At 36.0% G+C, this 22,514-nt stretch carries 18 protein-coding genes and 1 pseudogene; 13 read left to right on the top strand and 6 right to left on the bottom strand.

From position 1 onward, the window contains the following. Positions 1-17: 17 nt before the first annotated feature. Positions 18-2,315, top strand: a complete 2,298-nt coding sequence (locus C7K42_RS07935) for a LysM peptidoglycan-binding domain-containing protein (RefSeq protein WP_014123503.1) — start codon at positions 18-20, stop codon at positions 2,313-2,315. Positions 2,316-2,682: 367 nt separating this feature from the next. Continuing rightward, positions 2,683-5,100, top strand: coding sequence for a leucine--tRNA ligase (gene leuS / locus C7K42_RS07930; protein ID WP_014123504.1), 2,418 nt, complete (start codon positions 2,683-2,685; stop codon positions 5,098-5,100). A 158-nt stretch (positions 5,101-5,258) separates the two neighbouring features. Here leuS and C7K42_RS07925 read toward each other — a convergent pair whose 3' ends face one another. The 3 genes from C7K42_RS07925 to murE form a co-directional block, all read right to left on the bottom strand. Then, positions 5,259-5,675, bottom strand: coding sequence for an Ohr family peroxiredoxin (locus tag C7K42_RS07925; RefSeq protein WP_061839971.1), 417 nt, complete (start codon positions 5,673-5,675; stop codon positions 5,259-5,261). Between the two features lie 154 nt (positions 5,676-5,829). Then, positions 5,830-6,048, bottom strand: a complete 219-nt coding sequence (locus tag C7K42_RS07920) for a hypothetical protein (RefSeq protein WP_014123506.1) — start codon at positions 6,046-6,048, stop codon at positions 5,830-5,832. Positions 6,049-6,152: 104 nt separating this feature from the next. Continuing rightward, entirely contained in the window at positions 6,153-7,652 is a 1,500-nt protein-coding gene (gene murE, locus C7K42_RS07915) for a UDP-N-acetylmuramyl-tripeptide synthetase (RefSeq protein WP_014123507.1), read from the bottom strand. 182 nt (positions 7,653-7,834) lie between these two features. On the opposite strand from murE, the gene C7K42_RS07910 reads away from it, so the two are divergent. Together C7K42_RS07910 and C7K42_RS07905 are read left to right on the top strand one after the other, a co-directional pair. Next, positions 7,835-9,481, top strand: coding sequence for a putative polysaccharide biosynthesis protein (locus C7K42_RS07910; protein ID WP_014123508.1), 1,647 nt, complete (start codon positions 7,835-7,837; stop codon positions 9,479-9,481). 66 nt (positions 9,482-9,547) lie between these two features. Continuing rightward, on the top strand, positions 9,548-10,267 hold the full coding sequence (locus tag C7K42_RS07905; RefSeq protein ID WP_069028516.1) for a pseudouridine synthase: 720 nt from the start codon (positions 9,548-9,550) through the stop codon (positions 10,265-10,267). A gap of 8 nt (positions 10,268-10,275) precedes the next feature. Here the strand turns inward: C7K42_RS07905 and C7K42_RS07900 are convergent, their stop codons facing one another. Then, on the bottom strand, positions 10,276-11,130 hold the full coding sequence (locus C7K42_RS07900; RefSeq protein ID WP_014123510.1) for an RluA family pseudouridine synthase: 855 nt from the start codon (positions 11,128-11,130) through the stop codon (positions 10,276-10,278). Positions 11,131-11,307: 177 nt separating this feature from the next. Here C7K42_RS07900 and C7K42_RS07895 point away from each other — a divergent pair, with 177 nt between their 5' ends. Together C7K42_RS07895 and C7K42_RS07890 are read left to right on the top strand one after the other, a co-directional pair. Beyond that, on the top strand, positions 11,308-13,461 hold the full coding sequence (locus C7K42_RS07895; protein WP_103099865.1) for a PBP1A family penicillin-binding protein: 2,154 nt from the start codon (positions 11,308-11,310) through the stop codon (positions 13,459-13,461). A gap of 66 nt (positions 13,462-13,527) precedes the next feature. Next, on the top strand, positions 13,528-13,869 hold the full coding sequence (locus tag C7K42_RS07890; RefSeq protein ID WP_014123512.1) for a YlbF/YmcA family competence regulator: 342 nt from the start codon (positions 13,528-13,530) through the stop codon (positions 13,867-13,869). A 93-nt stretch (positions 13,870-13,962) separates the two neighbouring features. On the opposite strand, the gene C7K42_RS07885 is transcribed toward C7K42_RS07890, so the two are convergent. Continuing rightward, positions 13,963-14,880: a HesA/MoeB/ThiF family protein gene (locus C7K42_RS07885; protein ID WP_234976233.1), complete on the bottom strand. Its 918-nt coding sequence runs from the start codon at positions 14,878-14,880 to the stop codon at positions 13,963-13,965. A gap of 175 nt (positions 14,881-15,055) precedes the next feature. Between C7K42_RS07885 and moaC the strand changes: the two genes are divergently transcribed. Both moaC and C7K42_RS07875 read left to right on the top strand, forming a co-directional pair. Next, positions 15,056-15,538: a cyclic pyranopterin monophosphate synthase MoaC gene (moaC, locus tag C7K42_RS07880; protein WP_103083412.1), complete on the top strand. Its 483-nt coding sequence runs from the start codon at positions 15,056-15,058 to the stop codon at positions 15,536-15,538. Between the two features lie 199 nt (positions 15,539-15,737). Then, the gene (locus tag C7K42_RS07875; RefSeq protein ID WP_014123515.1) at positions 15,738-17,060 is read left to right on the top strand and encodes an IS1380 family transposase; all 1,323 of its coding nucleotides are present in this window, start codon (positions 15,738-15,740) and stop codon (positions 17,058-17,060) included. Positions 17,061-17,345: 285 nt separating this feature from the next. On the opposite strand, the gene C7K42_RS13180 is transcribed toward C7K42_RS07875, so the two are convergent. Then, positions 17,346-17,507: an OsmC family protein gene (locus C7K42_RS13180; protein ID WP_014123516.1), complete on the bottom strand. Its 162-nt coding sequence runs from the start codon at positions 17,505-17,507 to the stop codon at positions 17,346-17,348. 215 nt (positions 17,508-17,722) lie between these two features. Here C7K42_RS13180 and C7K42_RS07865 point away from each other — a divergent pair. From C7K42_RS07865 to C7K42_RS07850, 5 genes and pseudogenes are all read left to right on the top strand, one after another. Continuing rightward, positions 17,723-17,906: pseudogene (locus tag C7K42_RS07865) on the top strand (glycine radical domain-containing protein); the annotation flags it as partial. Positions 17,907-18,094: 188 nt separating this feature from the next. Next, positions 18,095-18,646, top strand: coding sequence for a GAF domain-containing protein (locus C7K42_RS13175; protein ID WP_234976212.1), 552 nt, complete (start codon positions 18,095-18,097; stop codon positions 18,644-18,646). Further along, the gene (locus tag C7K42_RS07860) at positions 18,647-19,846 is read left to right on the top strand and encodes a sigma 54-interacting transcriptional regulator (RefSeq protein ID WP_234976213.1); all 1,200 of its coding nucleotides are present in this window, start codon (positions 18,647-18,649) and stop codon (positions 19,844-19,846) included. A gap of 317 nt (positions 19,847-20,163) precedes the next feature. Continuing rightward, a complete protein-coding gene (lpdA, locus tag C7K42_RS07855) occupies positions 20,164-21,516 on the top strand; it encodes a dihydrolipoyl dehydrogenase (RefSeq protein ID WP_103099733.1) in 1,353 nt (450 codons plus the stop codon). 15 nt (positions 21,517-21,531) lie between these two features. Then, positions 21,532-22,500 carry a thiamine pyrophosphate-dependent dehydrogenase E1 component subunit alpha gene (locus C7K42_RS07850; protein ID WP_014123520.1) on the top strand — a complete coding sequence of 323 codons (969 nt, stop codon included), beginning with the start codon at positions 21,532-21,534 and terminating at the stop codon, positions 22,498-22,500. Positions 22,501-22,514: the final 14 nt, after the last annotated feature.

Raw genomic sequence — 22,514 nt, 5'->3', positions numbered from 1 at the left:
AGTTTGGAGGAGAGTAAATGAGATCGTCTTTGACACGAAAAGAGCGCCGAAAATTTCAGGAGCGCATGAGTTTATATGGGAATTTTAAAAAGGGTGCGGCAGTTGTTGGAACAACTGTTACAGCTGTTTCAATGGTTACACCTTTATTACCGCTAGATAACGTCTTTGCTGAGGAAGCAGATAGTAGCGTAGTAGCATCTTATGAATCAGAAGATGGGGCACAAGACTTTCAAAGTCAAACAGATGATCAAACGGTTGAAGAACCAAGTGCTGAAGCTGAAAATAATGTAACGCAAGATAACAGTGTAGAAGCTGGGGATGTCGAACAAGCAGAAGAACCAGCTGATAATGAAGTAGCCTATGACCAAGCTCAGCAATTTTCAACAGAAAGAGAAAATTCGCAAGATCAAGTTCAGCCACAAGAAGAAGGAGAAGAACCAGAAGAGGATCTTCAACAAGAAGAACAAACATCAGAAGATGAAGAACAAGATGCTGAAGCAGAAGAAGATCTTCCAGAAACTCCGGAAGAAGAGGCAGAACAATTACAAGAAATTGCTGGGCAACATCCAGGAGATCAAGGACCAGCAGAGGCGTCTACTTTTTCTGCACAACTTTCGCCGGAACCTTCTGCATTTATTGAAGAGTTTGCGGCACATGCAGCGCCTGTTGCCGAAAGTAATAATTTGTACGCGTCAGTAATGATAGCACAAGCTGTCGTAGAAAGTGGTTGGGGTTCAAGTGCTTTATCACAAGCTCCTAATCATAACTTATTTGGGATTAAAGGAAGTTATAACGGACAGTCTGTAACGATGCCTACCCAAGAGTATATTAATGGTAGATATGTTACAGTTGACGCGGCCTTTCGTAAATATCCTTCATATACTGCATCGTTTCAAGATAACGCTGCTTTATTAAGTACAAGTTTGTACAGCGGCGCTTGGAAAAGTAATACAAATTCATACAAGGATGCTACAGCTGCTTTAACAGGTCTTTATGCAACTGCACCGGACTACAATACCGTATTAAATGGCATCATTGAAAGTTATGATTTAACTCGTTTTGATTCAGGAAACGATGGTGGAATGATTGATACTGGTACGGGCGGTAACGAAAACACCGACGAAAATACTGGTGAAGATAATAACTCTGCTAACGATGATAATTCATCGAATAGTAACTCGAGTACTTATACAGTGCAAGCCGGAGACTCTGTCTGGTTGATCGCTGATCAAAACGGGATTACGATGAATCAATTGCGTGACTGGAATAATATCCAAAATGATTTTGTTTATCCTGGTCAAGAATTAACTGTATCAAAAGATGGCAGTTCAGATGATTCAAATAACTCAAATGGTACCGGAAATTCTGATAATAATAGTAATTCATCAAATAATGGTTCAAGTACTTATACAGTAAAAGCCGGGGATTCTGTCTGGTTGATCGCTGATCAAAATGGCATTACAATGAATCAATTGCGTGACTGGAATAATATTCAAAACGATTTTGTTTATCCTGGCCAAGAGTTAACCGTATCAAATGGTAGTAGTTCAAATAATTCAAATAGTAATAGCTCAAGTAATTCTAATAATTCTTCAGGTGGAAGCTATACAGTAAAAGCTGGAGACTCTGTTTGGCTAATCGCTGATCAAAATGGCATTACAATGAATCAATTGCGTGACTGGAATAATATTCAAAACGATTTTGTTTACCCTGGCCAAGAGTTAACCGTATCAAATGGTAGTAGTTCAAATAATTCAAATAGTAATAGCTCAAGTAATTCTAATAATTCTTCAGGTGGAAGCTATACAGTAAAAGCTGGAGACTCTGTTTGGCTAATCGCTGATCAAAATGGCATTACAATGAATCAATTGCGTGACTGGAATAATATTCAAAACGATTTTGTTTACCCTGGACAAAAATTAACTGTATCAAAGGGTAGTAACTCTAATAATTCAAATAGTAACAGTTCAAGTAATTCTAATAATTCTTCAGGTGGAAGCTATACAGTAAAAGCTGGAGACTCTGTTTGGCTAATCGCTGATCAAAATGGCATTACAATGAATCAATTGCGTGACTGGAATAATGTTCAAAACGATTTTGTTTATCCTGGCCAGAAACTTACTGTGAGCAATGGTTCTTCTACATTTAATTCATCTAACAACAGTGGATCATCAAATACTCAACATAAAGTTAAGAGTGGAGATAGTTTATGGATGATTTCGCAAGAATATGATATTTCAGTGAGTCGTTTGAAGTCTATTAATAATTTAAATTCAGATACGATTTTTATCGGTCAAAATTTAAAAGTAAACTAAACTATTCTTTAAAAGTAAATGGAAATAAAACACGTCATTTGACGTGTTTTATTTCCATTTAACGATTATAATTGAATTTATGCCACTTTTTTGATACTATGTATACAGTCTATGAACATATGAAACAAAACTACTGTGGAGTAGTAAAAAGTTTTTCTTTTTAGAGAGTACATGGTTGGTGTAAATGTGCAAGAATACTTTTGAACTTGCCTTTTCGTGTAGTTTAAAAGCACATAGGGCGACGGCCGTTAAAACGTTTGAGGCTGATTTTTTTCAGTAAAAATAGGTGGTACCACGCTTATTGCGTCCTATAGAAAGCTTATAGCTTTCTATGGGATTTTTTTATTTTTACAAGGAGGAGAGATTTGTGAAAACTTACGATCACAAAGCTATTGAAAAAAGATGGCAAAATTATTGGGAAAAAAATAATACATTTGTTACAACAGAAGATGAGCAAAAACCCAAAGCTTATATTATGGACATGTTTCCTTATCCATCTGGGCAGGGTTTACATGTAGGCCATCCAGAAGGTTATACTGCTACAGATATTTTAGCGCGTATGAAGCGTAGTCAAGGATATAATGTGTTGCACCCAATGGGGTGGGATGCTTTCGGACTCCCTGCTGAACAATATGCACTAGATACAGGAAACGACCCAGCAGAATTTACTAAAAAAAATATTGAAGTATTCCGTAAACAAATTAATTCTTTAGGTTTTAGTTACGATTGGGCACGAGAAATTAATACAACAGATCCTGATTATTATAAATGGACGCAGTGGATTTTTACAAAGTTGTATGAAAAAGGCTTGGCTTATGAAGCTGAAGTGCCTGTGAATTGGGTGCCAGAACTTGGTACAGTTATCGCCAATGAAGAAGTCATTGACGGAAAAAGTGAACGAGGCGACTATGATGTTGTACGTAAACCAATGCGACAATGGATGTTGAAAATTACCGCTTATGCTGATCGTTTATTAGATGACCTAGAAGATTTGGACTGGCCGGAAAGTATCAAAGAAATGCAAAGAAATTGGATTGGACGTTCTGTAGGGGCAAACGTACAATTTAAAATAAAAGATACAGACGAAACATTTACTGTATTTACAACACGGCCTGATACACTGTTTGGTGCTACCTATGCTGTATTTGCCCCAGAGTTGGATCTTGTTAAACAAATTACGACAGCTAAACAAAAGGAAACTGTAGATCAATATATTGCAGAGGCTGCTAAAAAATCTGAATTAAGCCGTACGGATTTAGCTAAAGAAAAAACGGGTGTTTTCACTGGTGCTTACGCAATCAATCCAGTAAATGGGAATGAAATTCCTATTTGGATTGCCGATTATGTTTTATCTTCTTATGGAACTGGAGCTATTATGTCTGTTCCTGCTCACGATGAACGAGATTACGAATTCGCTAAGAAATTTAATCTAGATATCGTTCCTGTATTAGAAGGTGGCGATATAGAAAAAGAAGCCTTTACAGAAGATGGTCCTCATATCAATTCTGGATTTTTAAATGGCTTAAATAAAGAAGAAGCTATTGAAAAGATGATGGCTTGGCTTGAAAAAGAAGGCTTAGGTCAAAAAGAAGTTAGTTACCGTTTGCGTGATTGGCTATTTTCTCGTCAACGTTATTGGGGTGAACCAATTCCTATTATTCATTGGGAAGATGGTACTACTTCTGCCTTGTCAGAAGACGAATTGCCATTAGAATTGCCAAAAGCTGCCGATATTAAACCAAGTGGCACGGGCGAATCGCCTTTAGCTAATGTAACAGATTGGGTTAATGTGACAGATCCAGTAACTGGGAAAAAAGGCCATAGGGAAACAAATACTATGCCACAATGGGCAGGAAGTTCTTGGTATTTCCTACGTTTTGTAGACCCACATAATAAAGGCGCTCTAGCAGACTATGATCATTTGAAGAAATGGATGCCGGTAGATGTTTACATTGGTGGTGCTGAACATGCAGTATTGCATCTGCTTTACGCACGTTTTTGGCATAAGTTTTTATACGACATCGGCGTAGTACCAACGAAAGAGCCTTTCCAAAAATTGTATAACCAAGGAATGATTTTAGGTACAAATAATGAAAAAATGTCAAAATCACGAGGTAATGTTATTAACCCTGATGACGTTATTGAACAATATGGCGCGGATACATTACGTCTTTACGAAATGTTTATGGGTCCTTTAGATGCTTCTGTTGCTTGGAGTGAAAACGGCTTAGAAGGTAGTCGTAAATTCTTGGATCGTGTATGGCGCTTGTGTGTTGATGAAGACGGAAAAATACGCGATCGTATTACCACTATAAATGATGGTTCATTAACAAAAGTTTATAATCAAACGGTTAAAAAAGTCACCGAAGATTTTGCAGACTTACGCTTTAATACCGCAATTTCCCAATTAATGGTATTTGTAAATGAAGCTAATAAAGCTGATTCACTTTATTATGGTTATATAGAAGGTTTTGTGCAATTACTCGCACCTGTTGCTCCTCATTTGGGCGAGGAATTATGGGCAATTCTTGGTAATAAAGGAGGCATCTCTTACGTTTCTTGGCCAACTTATGACGAATCTGCTTTAGTTGAAGATCAGGTGGAAGTTGTTTTGCAAATTAACGGAAGAGTTAGAGCTAAAGTCCAAGTTCCGGCTGAAGCGACAAAAGAAGAACTGGAAGAATTAGCTAAAAGTAACCCTAACATTCAAGAACATTTGGCAGATAAAACGATTCGTAAAGTAATTGTGGTGCCTAATAAAATTGTTAATATTGTCGCAAATTAAAGAACAATAAAAAAACGCAAGAATTCAACATAAGTTGGTTCTTGCGTTTTTAAATATAATGAAATAAAACAAGAAAAGAGGAAAATCGTAATGCTGATTGAACAAAAAAGAAGCTAGAAAAAGTTTCTAGCTTCTTTAGTTACAATTTAATTTTCATTTTATTCGGCAGCTTCGTATTTGACATCAATATTACCATTTACTGCTTTTGAGTAAGGGCAAATACTATCTGTTTCTTGCAAATACTTCACAGTATCTTCTTTAGAAACACCATCGATTTTACCGATAATTGTTACTTCTAAATGAAGTGTAGTATGATCGTCTGGCAAATCTCCGTATAAAGTTACTTCTGCACGAATTGAACGATCACGGTCACCTAAACCGTCACGATCTAATGGGAATTGGATCGCTCCATTAAAGCAAGCAGAAAATCCTGCAGCAAATAGTTCTTCTGGGTTAGTGTAACCTTTTTTATTTGTTCCAGATGTTTTTACTTCAAAATCACCATTTAAAGATCTGCTAACACCTTCGCGTCCGCCTTCGTTAATTACTGTTGAAACAGACATTTTGTTGCTCATGAATTAACACTCCTTTTGTGTTTTTATGTTACAACTTCACTATAGTATAAAAAACAAAAGAAGAGAAATAAAGTGCTTATAAATTAGCAATATCATAAATGCGAGGAAAATAAAAAATACTCTTAGCTTTTAGTCCAAGAGTATTTTAATAAGTCTATTTTTTTGCACGTGCTAATCCTAGAAATAAAGTGGAAGTAGCCACAATTGGGAAAAACCACATTAATACAAAGCCATAAGGAACGGTAGAACGAGTATAATTTTCAATGGTTCCTTGTGCAAGAATAGCCGCTAAAAATTTCCAAGCAAAATAAGCAACTAAAAGAATAACGATAGTACCGATGAAAAATAGTAATTTTTTGTGTTTAGCAGACATGGAAACGCTCCTTCAACTTATCTATACATTGATTATACAAGAAAAATTGCATAAAAATAAAGGCATACTCCAAAGAAAATAAAAATGTAATAAAAATGAAATAATTAGTTTTCGTTGGATTCATTAATTAGACGTTTAATGATATCAAAATCACCTTCGTAAGTGACTTCTGTTCCGCGATATTTCATCATCTTTTCAGTTCCTTTACCGGCAACGATGACTGTATCGTTTGCTCGTGCTTGTTTAAAAGCAGAAGTAACAGCGCTGGCGCGATCAAGCTCTAATTGAACATCAGTATCAGGATTTGTAATGGCAGTTTTTATTTCTGCAGCAATATCAGCGGGATCTTCAAAATCTGGATCATCACTGGTTAATATAGCAATGTCTGCATATTCTGATAGTGCTTTTCCAATATCAGGTCGACGAGAAATAGCTTTTCCTCCTGCACTACCTGTGACAATGATAATTCGTCCGTTAGGCCTTAGTTCTTGCGCAAATTGACCGATAGAATGAATGCTCAGATAATTATGAGCATAATCGATAAAAATGTAAGCTCCATTTGCTTTTTCCAGTAAATTCATACGGCCAGGTATTTGAGTTAATGGTAAGCTTTCTTGGCATTTTTGTTTTGATACATTTGCTAATCCGCAAGCTAAAATAGCCGCTGTAGCATTTTCGTGGTTAAATTGCCCAAATAAAGCTATCTTATAGTCGCCACTAATACTTAGCATATCATTGCTTTTCGCTTTTAAATTAAAACTGCGAGCCTCTTCTTTATTTGATAAAAGGTAAGTTCCTTCATTATGTCCATAAGTGTATAAAGGAATTTGGTGATCGTTACAAGTTTTTTCTAAGATATCAAATTGATCACTTTCATGGTTGATCACCATCTGTTTACTATTTAATAACAACTGCCTTTTACAATTAAAATAATCTTCAAATGTTGGATGCTCGATAGGGCTGATATGATCTGGGCTAATGTTTAAAAAGATCCCAGTTTCAAAGGTAAGGTTATAAACCCTTTTTGTTTTATATGCTTGTGACGATACTTCCATTACTAAATGTGTTAGTCCATTTTCACAAGCAGTAGCCATCTGTCGATATATATCAAGTGCTTCAGGTGTTGTTAATTTTGAAGGAAGAAGCGTTGTGCCATCTAGAGTGGTTTCTTCTGAAGAGAAGAGCGCCACTTTTTTGGCAAATGCATCATCCAATATTTTTTTAATGAAGTAAGCTGTTGTTGTTTTTCCTTTAGTACCTGTAATTCCGATTTTATATAATTTATCTTGAGGATTATGATAAAAAGCTTGTGCCACAATAGCCATGGCTTTGCGAATATCAGTAACGATTATAGCTTGTGCTGATGTATCATATTTTTTTTCAGAGACATAGACGTTTACGCCTTTGTCCACGGCATCTTGTAAAGACGCTACTTTAAAATGGAGTCCCTTGCAAAAAAATAAGGTTTGTTCTGCTAAATCACGGGAGTCATAAGACAGATAAGTGAATTTTTGATCAGTTAGTTGCTCTTTGCTGCTTGGTTCTTTTAATAAATTTTTTTCTGCTAATAATTGATAGAGCCCTTTAAGGGTTATGGAATACATAAGTTACACACACCTTGCTTTCTGGTAAAAAACTTCTCAACCATTATAGCACAGGAGAAGAAAAACCGGTATTTTTGATAAATTTTTTTAACAAAAGAAGTCGTTTTTAAAAATCATTTGCGATTGCTGGTGTTTCGAATTAAAATAAGGATTATGTATGAAGAAAGTTGGAGAAGATAATCATGATGAATAATAAAGACCCCGAAACACCAGAGTTAACAAATGAAGACAAGATGGCTCGCGGTTCTGCATGGATGACAATTGGTAATATCGGTTCACGCCTTTTAGGTGTCATTTATCTTTTACCTTGGATTTATTGGTTAGGTGATGATGCTTTACCCGCAAATGCGTTATTTGGAATGAGCTATAATGTTTATGCCTTATTTTTAATGATTTCAACTGCAGGTCTTCCTTCTGCGATTGCCAAGCAAGTGTCTTATTATAACTCGATCAATGAATATAGAGCGAGTCAGAAGCTTTTTATACGGGCTCTGCAATTGATGTTAGGGCTGGGCGCAGTTTTTGCAATTATTATGTATTTCGCGGCACCTGCTCTTGCACGTTATGCTGGAGGTGGAGTAGAATTAATTCCTTCAATGCGCTCTCTAAGCGTGGCAATTTTAGTTATTCCGTTAATGAGTGTAATTCGTGGCTACTTTCAAGGTTTACAAAACGTTGCTCCCTACGCTATTTCGCAATTAATTGAACAAGTAGCTCGCGTTGGTTATATGTTGTTAGCTACTTTTGTTATTATGCGCTTAGGAAGCGGTGATTATGTTGCCGCAGTGACACAATCAACTTTAGCTGCTTTTATTGGAGCATTAGCTAGTATTGCTGTGTTGCTTTATTACTACAAAAAAGAAAAAGGACATCTGGATGTCTTAGCAGATATGAGTCCAGGAAAAGTCAAAGTTAATACAACAAGGTTACTACTTCAAACTATTAGAGAAGCTGTACCGTTTATTATTGTAGGATCGGGAATTACCATTTACAAAATGGTCGATCAATATACGTTTATTCGTACTATGTCTGGTTTTACAGAATATTCTGGTCAACAGTTGAAATCTTTATTCGCCTTGTTTAGTAGCAATCCAGACAAATTAGTAATGGTAGTCATCGGTCTTGCCACTTCTTTAGCTACGGTAGGGTTACCTTTAGTAACTGAAGCTTTTGCAAAAAAAGATCGCCCTGCTTTAGCAAAACTCGTTGGTAATAATTTACAATTGTATACCTTTGTTATGTTCCCATCGACATTTGGTATGATGCTGCTAGCTTATCCGCTGAATACTTTATTTTATCAACCGAATCGTTTAGGAGCTAACCTTTTGATTGCCGTTAGTTTTTCCGGCTTATTATTAGGATTATTCATGCTCACTTCAAGTATGCTGCAGGGGATTTATAAAAATTCTTCAGCTGTGCTTTACTTTATTATTGGTCTAGCTGTTAAATTTTTAACTCAATACTTAAGTATTTATATGTTGGAATCTTACGGTCCGGTCGTTTCTACCATACTTGGTTTTGGGGTGACTTGTTATCTTAACTTACGTAAATTACAGAAAGAAACTGGATTTAACGTTAGTCTAACTTTTCGACGGGTAGTATTAATATTTATGCTGTCTATGGCTATGATTGTTTTTGCTGCTATTGCACGCGGAATTTTTGGGATGATCTTTACACAAGAACGTAAAGTTCAATCTTTTATTTTGATTTTAATTGTTGCAGTCATAGGTGTAATAACTTATCTGTATATGACGCTGAAAATCCGCTTAGCTGATAAATTTTTAGGAGCAAAAATGGCTTCATTACGTCAAAAATTAAGAATAAAATAAAATAGACATAAATAAGTTCGGAAATCGTTTTGGTTTTCGAACTTTCTTTTAAAAGGAGGATAAAATTTGCGCTTAGATAAATATTTAGCAAATATGGATGTGGGTTCAAGAAAAGAAGTGAAGCAACTGATCAAAAAGAAACGAGTAGCTGTTAATGGTAAAACTGAAGTTTCAGATAAATTTCAAGTCAATGAAAATGAGGATCGTGTCACTTTAGACGAAGAGGAAATTATTTATCAAAAATACTTTTATTATATACTCAATAAACCTGCTGATGTTATCAGTGCTACGGTAGACGATTTTGAATTAACTGTTTTGGATATTTTTTCTGATCAAGATTTTCGCTCAGATCTTTTTCCGGTAGGTCGCTTAGATAAAGATACAAAAGGACTGCTTGTAATAACAAATGATGGCGCACTTTCACATCGTTTACTTTCTCCTAAAAAACATGTAGAAAAAGAATATATCGCTGAAGTTAAAGGAGTTATGACGACAAGAGATATTAAACGTTTTGCTGAAGGTTTAAAGATTGACGGCGATGAACTTTGTTTACCTGCTGAGTTGACGATCGAACAAGTAGATGAAGAAAATGAAGAATCGACAATACGTTTGGTACTATATGAAGGTAAATATCATCAGGTAAAACGGATGGTTCATGCTGTCGGGAAAGAAGTTACTCATTTAAAACGCATCCGCATGGGGGCATTGTACCTTGATGATCAGTTAGAGGCTGGAGATTACCGAGAACTAACCGAAGAAGAAATAAAGCTACTTGAAAACAAATGAACTATTTTTTACCAAAGGCCTGGCTTAGCTATTACCTCGATTTGTTCCTGAGTAAATGGGTGAAGGAATTTTATTTTGTAGGCATGTAAAGCTAGGCGCTTTTCTTCTTTGTTTTGATATAGTGGATCACCTACAACTGGGTGTCCTATACTTGCTAAATGAACACGTATTTGATGTGTTCTGCCTGTGGCGAGGCTACAATAGACTTCACTGGTCTGTTTGTACACTTGATGGACTTTTACATAGGTAATGGCAGTTTTACCCTGGCGTTCACTTATGATACGCTTGCGTTTATCATGGCGATCACGACCAATTCTTTTATCGATTGTACAGTCCTGTGTTAGCTTGCCCCAAACGATTGCTTGATAGTTTCGGTAGATTTTCTTTTCTTCTAGGAGTCTTCCTAAAATAGGGAGAACAAGGGGACTTTTAGCGAACAAGATAGCGCCAGACGTTTCTTTGTCCAGGCGATGAACGACATAAGGTCGTTCATTTTTTTTACCTAGGTAAGCACTTAGGTCATTTAAGAGCGTAGCTGTTTCATCGGGTTGGTTAGGATGTGTTTTCACCCCGCTAGCTTTATTGACAACAATTAAATGTTCATCTTCATATAAAACTTCGATATTTTCTTTTGATCCAGCTTTTACTGTTTGATAATTATAATCATCTTCTTCAATTCGCAAGGTAATCATATCATTAGCATGCACCATTTCATGAAATTTTATCGGTTGATGGTTACACCAGACATTTTTACGTGTTCGCAGAAAATGACGCACTTTTCGAGGAACAAGCCACTGGGTTTCTAACAATTCACGAAGCGTTATTGTTTTTTGAAAAGTAGGTAAAGTGATTGAATATTCCATTGATTTTCTTCCTTTCGCTTCATTATTGTATCATGTTTAATGCTTTTTTAATAAAAAAATAAGCAAATCCGCTAAGATAAATGATAAAATGTATAAGATTCATCAGTAAAAATACAACTCGAGCAGTATTGGAGAAAAAGGGAATTATGCTACACTTAACACCAGGAGGGAAAAGTAATGGATTTTCAGCGCTTTTTTAGTACGATAAAAAAATATTTATCGTCATTTTGGGCATGGCTGAAACCATACCTTGTACAGTTTCATCACTGGCGCAAGAGAATTTGGAAGAAATATCATGTCAATAAAATATTACTACTACTTGGGTTGATTGTAGTCTTAGTAATGAGTATCTATCTTTTTTATATAGCGAAAACGACCAAAGTACAAGAATTAAAAGCTGGTTTACAAGAAGAAACAGTGATTTATGATAAACAGGAAAATGAAGCAGGGAGTGTTTCTTCGCAAAAAGGGACATATATTGGCGTAGAAGATATGTCACCTTATGTAGTAGATGCAGTAGTTTCGACTGAAGATCGTAATTTTTATCAGCACCGCGGTTTTGATATCAAAGGAATTGCGCGTGCGGGATTGCGCATGGTTATTAGAAGAAATGCATCTGGTGGTGGAGGTAGTACAATTACACAACAATTGGCTAAAAATGCCTATTTATCGTTAGATCAAACTTTTAACCGTAAAGCTAAAGAGTTATTTTTAGCAATTGAAATTGAGAAAAATTATAGTAAAGATGAAATCATGTCTATGTATTTGAATAACTCTTACTTTGGTAATGGCGTATGGGGAGTGCAAGATGCAGCGCGAAAATATTTTGGTGTTGATGCTGCTGATCTTACATTAGGAGAGTCAGCAACAATTGCTGGTATGTTAAAAGGCCCATCTTTGTATAATCCTATTGACCATCCAGAAAATGCAAGTAATCGACGTGATACAATTTTACAAGTAATGGTGGATAACAATAAAATATCAAAAGAAGAAGCACAACAAGAAGAACAAGTCGCTATAAGCGATTTAGTCAATGATACTTATCAACAAGAGGATGAAGGTTACCAGTATCCTTATTACTTTGATGCTGTCATTGAAGAAGCAGAAGAAAAGTATGATATTAAGGCAGATGACTTAATGAATCGTGGTTATAAGATTTATACTGATTTAGACACGAATTTTCAAAATGGCATGCAAGAAGTATACGACAATGGTAACAACTTTCCAGCTGATGCTGAGGATGGAACAATGGTGCAATCAGCTTCGGTGGCTGTTGATCCTAATACTGGCGGTATACAGGCCATGGTTGGGCGTCGTGGGGAGCATACATTTAGAGGCTTTAATTTTGCTACAGATATGAAACGTTCTCCTGGTTCGACGATTAAACCATTGAGTGTTTATACGCCAGCTCTTGAAGCGGGCTATATGCCAGATAGCACATTAAAAGATGAACCACAAGATTATTATGATGCCAAAAATTTCAATGGCGAGCATGAAGGGGATGTTCCTATGTACGAGGCAGTTGCTCGTAGTTTGAATTTACCAGCTGTCTGGATGTTACATGAACTTGGAATAAATAAGGGATATAACAAAACAAAAGAATTTGGGCTTGAACTAACTGATTCAGATAAATATTATGGATTAGCATTAGGAGGTTTGGAGTATGGCACTTCACCGGTACAAATGGCAGGAGCTTACGGCTCATTTGCTAATGGCGGTACCTTATATACGCCTCATCTGATCACAAAAATTGTGGATGCTAATGGCGCTGTAATCGTTGATAATACAAAGCCTAAGGGAGAAAAAATAATCTCTAAAGAGACATCTAACGAAATGACAAGTATGCTTTTAGGAACATTTTCTAATGGTACAGCCTCCAGTGCTAATCCTTATGGATATACTGTCGCAGGTAAAACTGGTACCACCGAAACAGACTATGATCCCGACCAAAATAAAGACCAATGGATTGTTGGATATACGCCTGATACTGTAATTTCTACTTGGCTTGGTTTTGAGGAAACGGATGAAGAGCACAACTTTAGTGGTACTAGTGGTGACGTTGTAGGTCAAATCTTTAAAGCGCAGGCGGAAAATATGTTGCCTTATAGCAATAATACACAATTTGATGTGGCCGATGCTTATGCAACTGGCGGGAAAGTAGAAGAGTCTTCTGAAACAGAAGAAGATTCTGAAGATGAAGGTGAAGATGGCTGGAAACAAAATGTTGACCAGTTTACCGACGATGCAAGACAAGGAATGAATGAATTTGGCGAACGTGTTAAAGAAGGCGGCAAAGAACTGATTCAGGGCTTTAAAGAGCGCTTTAACTAACAATTAGCCAATCAATGTTGAACATGTTACAATAAAATAAATAAAGAAAAAGTGAGGAAAATTTTTATGGCAAATATTTATGATACTGCGAATCAACTGGAAAGAGAAATTCGAGAATTGGAACAGTTCCAAGACTTAAGTGGTTCTTTTGCTGAATTGAAAAAAAACGAAGAAGCTTATCGTTTATTTAAGGAATTTCAAACTTTTCAACAAGAATTACAAGAAAAGATGTCACAAGGCGAAGATATGACAGACGAAGACGCGCAAAGAGCACAAGAATTAGCGCAACAAGTTCAACAAGAGCCTTTAATTAATGACTTGATGCAAAAAGAACAAGTTTTCAGTACAACGATCAATGATTTGAATCGCATTATTATGACGCCTTTGAGAGAATTATACGAAAGTTAGTAAAAAAGGTTTTTGAGGGATTGCCTCAAAAACCTTTTTTTATAATCTTGTTTAAAAATTGTTATGGCTAGATAAATTTAGCAAAGTTAGTTATTATGGATGCAATTGAGCTAAATATTTTTTGATCTTGCCAAAGGTTTCTTTAGCTTCAGTTTCAGTAAAGCCGTAAAAAAGTGTGTGCCCGTTTTTAAAAAATGTAATTTCAAAACTACCTAGTTGCATTTTTATTGCAATAGGATTCTTTTGATAAGTAAGCTTTTGATCTATACATAATCCTTCTATCTCTTCAAGACTAAGAAAAGGAAATGTAGTTTGAAACACTTCCCCACAAGTTTCGGTCAATTCTGAGGCACTGGTATGACTTTGTTTTTGATTACACATCAAACAATCTGTTTGTTTATTTACTTGAAAAGAAGAAACTTTTAAGGGCCATGATTCGACCATATGTAGGGTATGAAAATTTTTTAAATCTCCTACTAAGTATTGTAAACAAAGTGAAATTTGGATGCTTGAAATCAATGGAACTATTGGCGTTATCACACCGATAGTATCACATCCCTTTTTTTCTAATTGATGTAATTGAGGGAAAACACAGGATAAGCAGGGACCTTCGCTGGGAAAAAGAGGCATCACTTGTCCTGAAGTACTAGCGACAGACGCAAAGATAAAAGGCAAATTAAAAGCCAAACAGTAATCATTGATCAATCGTCTTGCTAAATAATTGTCTGTACAGTCTAAAATCAAATGAATTTTTTTATGCTGGTGGAATAAGGCACTATCAAATCGTTCTTGATAAACGTCAATTCTTGCTTTAGGATTGATTTGAAGAAGTTTTTCTTTTGCAGCAGTTACTTTTGCTTTTTGAGCTTGAGCGTCTTTTGTTGTAAAAAGCGTTTGCCTTTGTAAGTTAGTTTCTTCAACAATGTCTGGATCAATTAAAATTAAATGTTGTACGCCGGTACGAATCAACTGTTCTGCAGCGTAAGTACCTAGTGCGCCACATCCTACAATTAGAATAACCGCTTGTTTTATTTTTCTTGTCCGGCTAAGCCGATTTGGTCAACACGTATTTGGCGATCGTAACGGTTCATTTTGAATCCCTCGTTTGTTAAGTATTGAACTTCTTTTTTTAACATAGCATATATTTTTAGAAATGCAATCTTATTAATATCAGATAGGAGAAAAAATTATGGATAAACTAACCCATTTTAATACGCAAGGTCATGCGAATATGGTTGATGTCGGCGATAAAGAAAGGTCTGTGCGAAAAGCTAGCGCTCAAACAAAAGTAATCATGAAAGAGGCAACCTTACAAAGAATTAAAGATGGTAAAGTAAAAAAGGGAGATGTGCTAGCAGTTGCACAAACTGCGGGCATTATGGCAGCTAAAAAGACTAGTGAACTGATTCCGATGTGTCACTTATTACCTTTAGAAAAAGTGAATATTATTTTTGAAGATAATGAAAAAGATACACTAACAATTACTGCTATGGTTAAAATGTCAGGAAAAACTGGCGTGGAAATGGAAGCGCTGACTGCTTGTCAAATTGCTGCACTAACCATTTATGATATGTGTAAAGCAATGGAACGTAGTATGCAAATTACAGATTGTCATTTGTTAGAAAAAGAAGGTGGAAAAAGCGGTCATTTTGTATTTAATAAACAATAAAAAAATATTGTTTAAAAAAAATCTTTTTTGGATTATAATAGTGATCCTGAATGATTTATAAATTTTTCCCAGGATCATTCAATCCTTGGCATGTGCTTTTTTCTAAAGGTTGAGTTGCTTCACCTTCTGGGTGTACAAAAAGAACGCACTTCGTGTTATTGTAAAGTCAACGAAACATAACAATAAGGAGTGCGTTCTTATGTCTTTCACTTTACAACAAAATTCTCTTACATTCAATAAGCAAAAAGCCATCTTGATCGCCAATGACGGTGGCACCTTAACCAATGACGCGGGGCTCGTCTTACTTTCGGAGTTTCTAAATCAAATTCGTTTTGATTCCCTGTTAGCGCAATACGTTCATATTCCAGAGTATCGTGCCTTCGCCCAACATGAATGGCTGGATGTCGTAAAACAATGGCTATATCAATTGATCGCTGGTTATTCTCGAGACCGAGACGCCAATACCTTACAATATGATCGCCTTTTTAAGGAAGCATTGAAACAAGAACGCCTTAGTTCGCAATTTATGATGTCTACTTTGCTTCATACCTTGACAGAAGAAAATGTTAATCAACTATTACAAGTGGCGAAAAAACTTGGCGATTTAGGCATGGACCAGCAAAACAGCCAACAACTCGTGCTTGATCTGGATTCCACCTGTTGTCCCACTTACGGAAAGCAAGAAGCAGGGGAATATATTTACCACTATGGCCTCAATGGGTATCATCCATTTGTGGCATTTGAAGGTTTAACCGGATTGGCATTAGATGTTCGCCATCGTCATGGCAAATCTTATACCTCCACCCACGCCGAAGATTATCTCGTAGAAATGTTGGCGCATTACCAACAACGTTCGAGTGATCCCACAATGCTTGTACGCGGGGATAGTGGCTTTGCCAAACCGGAAATTTATAAACAATGTGAGTGTCGAGGCGCCCATTATGTGATTAAATTGAAAAATAACGTACGGTTGATTCATTATGCGCAACATCTTGTCCAATATACCAACGGTACGGACTACACAAAGTCCGAACAGCAATATTTTAAGATGGCTTATCAAGCAGATTCTTGGGACCGATCTCGAACAGTAGCCATCAAGGCTACTCGAAAAGCCGAAACTTTACTTTTTTCCGAATTTCAATTTGTGGTGACCGATTTCGCTCATCTTTCGCCCCAAACCATTTTTCAGCTCTATCAAAAACGAGGGAATATGGAAAACTTCATTAAAGAAATGAAGACCGGATTTTTCGCTGATAAAACGGACAGTCCTTCCTTTTTAGCGAATAAGGTTCGCTTAGCCCTAAGTTTTATCGCCTATAATATCATCCACTTGATGAAACAGCTGACTTTTCCGCAAGAGAAAAAGACGACGGTGATTGACACGATCCGTTTTCAACTATTTCATATTGCTGGAAAAGTCACAGAACACGCGCGTCAAGTGCAAATTCACTTATCAAGTACGAATGTTTACAACACGCTTTTTTGGGAAGTCCTTACACGAATTCAGCGATTGAATCTCTAGTTTACTTTTCCCCTTTTCCTCTTGATAAAAAAAGCTTGGCTTTCATTCTCTAGGAAGAATTTTATCTTTTTTTAGCGTCGTTCGATCATCCCTTTCTATTCTTTATTCAAAAGCGGCGATAAAAAGGGAAAATAACATAAAAGTCACCTCGTTGAACAGTCGAATGCGTTATCCACAAATTTTTATAAATCATTCAGGTTAACAAAGTCAATAAAGTCCCTAATTTCTTCTTCAGTATTATCAGTTTCTATATAAAAGATAGTCTTAATCTTTGAGAATCCCTTTTTAGCATTTGGATCTTTTTCCCGTATAACTATCAGAGTTAATCTCGCCCTCCAAGTCAACTTTGAAAGATTTTAACTGAATATTTTTAGATTTAGCAAAAGTTTTTGCTACGGTTGTTAAACAAGTTCCTAATGAATTTAATAACGTTTCTACTGGATTCATGTCAGCATTCGTGCCACCACTAGATTTTGGCTCATCTACAGTAAACTAAAAATTTCTAGATTTACATGATACTTTTACGCCACTTTTTAATATTACTTTTGTTGTCGTTGTTTCAATAGCCATTTATTCCTCCTTTACGTATTATCTATCTTCTATAAGTATAATACCAAATTTTTTAATTTATAAATAAATTAGCTGAATGAACCGCTAGCTAAAAGAAAAAATTAATTATGATATTACGCACGTTTTTCAATAAATTTAAAGGATATCATATTCAACATAATGCTATTTCTAAGAAAACATTATTTGATGCGCAAAAAAGTCTAGAAAAATATCGAATTTATTTGTTTTGTGGCTGGATATTCCGTCTTCTTCAATGTACAATCAAAAGCTACTTAATATGATATTATCGAACGAACGAAACATGCAATGTAATAAGGATTAGATAAATAGGGACAGTCATATTTTAACTACCTACACTATTTGTCTGAAAAATTAAAAAATATGAACTATTCTTTTTGAAATCGCTTTTATATTGGGCCAAAAATGTTAGAATGAAGTTGAAAGGAAATAATGAGGTGACCAATATGCAACAAGAAATTTGGCAGCGATTTATTAATGGAGACGAAGAAATTTTAGATAGTTTGCCAGAAAAAATTGCTGATTCTTGGCAAACATGTTATATGAACCAAGTAGATCCTTATCTTCATAAACCGCGTAAAGTAATGACAGCACAAGAGCTAAAAAAGCAACGAAGAAAACATCAGGAATTAATTCAACTAGTTAAAAAAGAAGTCGCTGAATTGCAAAATTGCTTAGAATTGAAGTTACCTTTGTTCGTTCTAACGGATGAAGTTGGAAATATATTATGGCGTGAGGGTAGCTATCGTTCAAAAGATTACGCCAATGGTATCTTTTTCCAAGAAGGTAGCGGCTGGTCAGAGTTAGGGGTAGGGACAAATGCGATTGGTTTAGTACTAAAAACTAAATCACAAGAATGGCTTACCCTTGATGAGCATTACTCTGTAGCTTCTAGAAGCTGGAGTTGTGCTGCTTCACCGATTTTTGATGAAGAAAATCAACTAATTGCTGTACTTGATATTTCTACATATCAAAATAGCTCGTCAAAAGATGCCTAATTGCCGTTAAGAGTTGTCACACAAAAAATAACCAATACAATTGTCTATCATTATTTAGAGCGCAAGAATAGTTTGCTTCGTTACGTGGCTAAGTATTCAGAAGATGACCTTTTGTGCGATGAACATTTCCGTATTGTTTATATTTCTGATAAATACACAGATAAGTTCCCGATCGGTGATGATATCCGAAGTTATTTAAATGGTCAGTCGACTTATAAACAAGAAGAAATTTATGTAGATAAAGAATTAGTGGGTTACCGGTTTTTACTCCAAGATTTCTCATCAGAACAGAACAGTTTTTACTATCCTGGAATTTCGAGCCAAAATGAGAAGTATCAGAAGTTTTTGAAGAAAGTAGTTATGTTTGCTACCAGTGACCTACCGATTCATATTTATGGAGAAACGGGTAGCGGAAAAGAAATTATTGCCGAAACGATTCATCATAATAGTTCGAAAAAAAGTGGTCCACTTGTAGCTCTTAACTGTGGGGCATTGAATGAAAACTTACTAGAAAGCCAGCTTTTTGGCTATGCTCCAGGCGCTTTTACCGGCGCAGATAGTAAAGGCCATACAGGAAAAATTGAACAAGCTGACGGAGGTTCACTGTTTTTAGATGAGATTGATAATATGTCGAAAAAAATGCAGACCGCTTTGTTGCGTGTGTTGGAAGACCAACAGGTAACGCGGATCAATGGTTTACCAAAAAAGGTCGATTTTCGTTTAATTACTGCAAGCAATCAGGATTTAAAACAAGCTGTTGTTGAACAACGTTTCAGAGAAGACCTATTTTATCGTATCTTTGTCGGACAATTAGCAATTCCACCGTTACGTGAGCGTTTGATAGATCTTCGTCCGTTAATCCAAGAGTTTTGTACGCAGAAAAATTGGAGGATTAACTGGCAAGAAGAGATCTTTCAAGCAGCAAAAAATTATTCTTGGTATGGAAACGTACGTGAGTTTAATAACTTTTTAGAACGGCTTTACGTTTTCTATTCATCAGAACAACCTTCCAAACAAGATATCTGTGAATTGATTGAAAGTGGAAGCTTACAGGTAACTGATGCCAAGGCAAATAACGAGAAACAAGAGATCGAAAATGCTTTAGAAAAAGAAAAGTTTCATATATCAAATACAGCTAAACGACTAGGCTTTTCTCGGGCAACACTCTATCGAAAAATGAAAGCACATAATATGAAGTAATTTTGACCGCAAACGAATGAGGATTATTCGTTGTTTGCGGTTATTTTATGTGAGACAAGCTGAAACAATATGTTTCAGCTCTAATACAGTTAAATCATCGTCTATTTTTATTAAAAAAATTGTGAAATAATCACTTGGACAAAACCTTATTTTAATAGTTTTTTAAATTTTTTAATAGAAATTTAGCACTTATTTGTGAAAAAGAAAATTTGTTTTAACTCCCTTTTTGCTTGGCACAAAAGTTGCGTTTATATAAATGAAAGGTGGTAAAGGAGTATTGAAATTTTAACAATTTAGCAAAAGGAGGTTTAGCAAGAATGGCAAATTATGATTTGGTTGTCATAGGCTCTGGTCCGGGTGGTTATGTAAGTGCGATTAAAGCAGCGCAAAAAGGGAAAAAGACAGCAGTGATCGAGGAAAAAGATATCGGCGGTGCATGTTTGAACGTAGGATGTATTCCATCAAAAAGTTATTTAACGCATGCACAGTGGATTTTATCTGCAGAGCAAGCTAATCAATATGGTCTACAGGTCAATAAGGAAACACTTGATTTTGCTAAAATGGTCCAGCGAAAAGATCAAGTTATACAAACTTTACAAGGGGGAATCAAACAGTTATTTCAAAAAAATAAAGTCGATTATATCGAAGGACTAGCTTCGTTTGATCAAGAGCAACAACTGTTTGTAAACGGAGAAAAAATTAGCTATACAAACCTACTTTTAGCTTGTGGGAGTCATCCATTTATCCCCCCAATTAATGAAGTTGATAAAGCAGATTATTTAACAACTGACACGTTCTTTAACCTGGAAGAATTACCAAAAGAATTAACAGTGATCGGTGGTGGTATAGTTGCTGTTGAATTAGCATTTGCCATGAAGCCTTTAGGTGTGAAAGTAAATTTAATTGAAGTTGCTTCGGATATTTTATTAACAGAAGATAGCGTAGCTAGACAAACAATTAAGAAGAAATTACAGCAAATGAAAATCAACGTAACTGTTCAAGCCAAAATAGAGAAAGTGAAAAAAGATGCTGTTGTGTTGTCAAATGGAACAAAAAAGTATTTTGATCAGTTATTAATCGCTACTGGTAGACAAGCAAACTTGGAAGTTCCGCAGCAGTTAGATTTGGAGTTGGATGAAGTAGGACACTTTGTTAAAGTAGACCAGCACTATCAAACCAGTAAAAAGGGAATTTATGCTATTGGAGATATGATAGGAGGTTTTCAATTAGCACATGCTGCAAGTGCGGAAGGATTACGTGTAGTAGAAGCATTCTGTGGAGGAGAAACCTATCCAGTTGATCAAAATATGATCCCACGTTGTTTATATACTGACCCGGAAGTTGCAAGTTTTGGTTTAGGTGAGGACGAGGCAAAAGAAAACCATGATGTGACCATCAAAAGCTTTCCCTTTTCCGGAAATGGTAAAGCGCTAGCTTCTGCAGAAACAGAGGGTTTTGTCAAAATTATTAGTGAACAGAAGTACCAGCAAATTTTAGGCGCAGTGGTAGTTGGCAGTCATGCAACAGAAATGATTCACACGATTTTAGCAGTCAAGGAATCTGAAGGAACTGTTGATGAATTAGCTGACATAATTTTTGCTCATCCGACATTATCTGAAGCTATTGGGGAAGAAGCAAACAGTATCATTGATCAAGCTATTCACGGATAAGAGGAGGAATTTTATATGAAAAAAATAAATAAAGAACGTGCAAAATGGATATTGCAAAGGATGGAAGATATTCGGCATTTTGAAGCTTCGGTTAAAGAACTTTTCGCAGATGGCAATATTCCAGGTTTTGTACATTTGTATGCAGGCGAAGAAGCTATTGCGACTGGTGTTTGTGCCCATTTATCAGAAGATGATTCAATTACGAGTACACATCGTGGTCACGGACATTGTATTGCTAAAGGCTGTGATTTAAATGGGATGATGGCAGAGATCTTAGGTCGAAAAACTGGTTTGGGTAAAGGTAAGGGTGGTTCCATGCATATCGCTGATATCGATAAGGGAATGCTTGGTGCCAATGGTATTGTTGGTGGCGGTATAACTTTAGCAACTGGTGCTGGATTGCGTAATCAATATTTGAAAACTAAAGATGTTGCTGTATGTTTCTTTGGTGACGGAGCATCCAATGAGGGAAGTTTTCATGAAGGTTTAAACCTTGCTTCTATTTGGAAACTACCGGTTGTCTTTGTTAATGAAAACAATATGTATGGTGAAGGGACGCCGCATCAATACGCTTCAAGTACTGAGACAATTTCAGAACGAGCAGTTGCTTATGACATCCCTGGTGAAACCGTCGATGGTAAAGATGTTGTTGCCGTATATGAAGCAGCAGGAAAAGCTATTGATCGTGCTCGTAAAGGGAATGGGCCTACATTGATTGAATGTTTGACCTATCGTGATAATGGGCACTTTGAAGGAGACGAACAAAAGTATAAAGCACATGAAGGAAAAGAGAAAGAATTAGCTGATCGTAATTCTGTTGAAGAGTTTAAAGACTACGCCCTTAAAGAAGAATTATTAAGCAAAAAAGATATGGAAACTATCAATAAACAATCGGAAGAAGACATACAAGCAGCAATTAATTTTGCTGAAAATAGCCCAATTCCTGAACCAGATTCATTGTATGAAGATGTTTTTGCTGAATAATTAATAAAGGAGAG

It is taken from the genome of Tetragenococcus halophilus subsp. halophilus DSM 20339 (assembly GCF_003841405.1).
Lineage (GTDB): Bacteria > Bacillota > Bacilli > Lactobacillales > Enterococcaceae > Tetragenococcus > Tetragenococcus halophilus.
Note: the sequence above shows the minus strand (reverse complement) of the source record. Positions and strands in the feature narration are given on the sequence as shown.